At 72.9% G+C, this 838-nt stretch carries 3 protein-coding genes; all 3 read left to right on the plus strand.

Annotated features, from left to right (window positions below):
* Positions 1–255, plus strand: a 255-nt coding sequence (locus B7L92_RS43475; RefSeq protein WP_255311384.1) for an AMP-binding protein, incomplete at its 5' end; no start/stop codon positions are given.
* A gap of 24 nt (positions 256–279) precedes the next feature.
* Positions 280–552, plus strand: coding sequence for a hypothetical protein (locus tag B7L92_RS43480; RefSeq protein WP_255311385.1), 273 nt, complete (start codon positions 280–282; stop codon positions 550–552).
* A gap of 44 nt (positions 553–596) precedes the next feature.
* A partial coding sequence (locus B7L92_RS43485; protein WP_255311386.1) for an AMP-binding protein occupies positions 597–838 on the plus strand: 242 nt, incomplete at its 3' end.

Consider the following 838-nt stretch of genomic DNA (forward strand, 5'->3'; position numbering starts at 1 on the left):
GCCGGGCTGCGCGCGGTCGCCGCCCGGCAGGACTGGCCCGGCCTGCGGCTCACCACGGCCGACGCGCGGCGCGAGGCACCCGAGGACCACGACTGGCACCCCGCCGAACCGGACGACCTTATGCTGATGCTGATGACGTCCGGCAGCACCGGCCTGCCCAAGGCGGTCCGCCTCACCCACCGCAACGTGCTGACCCGCTCCGCCGCCACCGAGCAGATGAACGGCCTCGGCGCGGACGACGTCTCCCTCAACTGAATCCCCCTCGACCACGTCACCGGCGTGGTGATGTTCCACCTGCGGGACGTGTACCTGGGCTGCCGCCAGATCCACGCCCCCACCTCCTGGGTCCTCCAGGACCCGCTGCGCTGGATGGACCTCGCCGACCGGCACCGGGTCACCGTCACCTGGGCGCCCAACTTCGCCTTCGGGCTCCTCGCCGAGCAGTCCCACCGCTTCACGGACCGCGCCTGGGACCTGTCGCCGATGCGGCTGGTGATGAACGCCGGCGAGGTCGTCGTGGCCTCCGCCGCCGCCGGTTCCTGCACGCGCTGAAGCCGTACGGCCTGCCGCAGGACGTGATGCACCCCGGCTGGGGCATGTCCGAGACCTGCTCCGTGGTCACCGACGCCGTGCTGCCCGCCGAACCCGTCCCGGACGAGGGGACGTTCGTGAGCTGCGGCCTGCCCTACCCGGGCTTCGCCATGCGGATCGTCGACGAGCAGGGCACGGTCCTCACGGAGGGCGAGGCGGGCCGGTTCCAGGTCCGCGGCACCTCCGTGACCGGCGGCTACCACGACAACCCGGGCGCCAACGCCGAGGCGTTCACCGAGGACGGCTG

The organism is Streptomyces viridosporus (assembly GCF_002078235.1).
In the GTDB taxonomy this organism is placed as follows: domain Bacteria; phylum Actinomycetota; class Actinomycetes; order Streptomycetales; family Streptomycetaceae; genus Streptomyces; species Streptomyces viridosporus.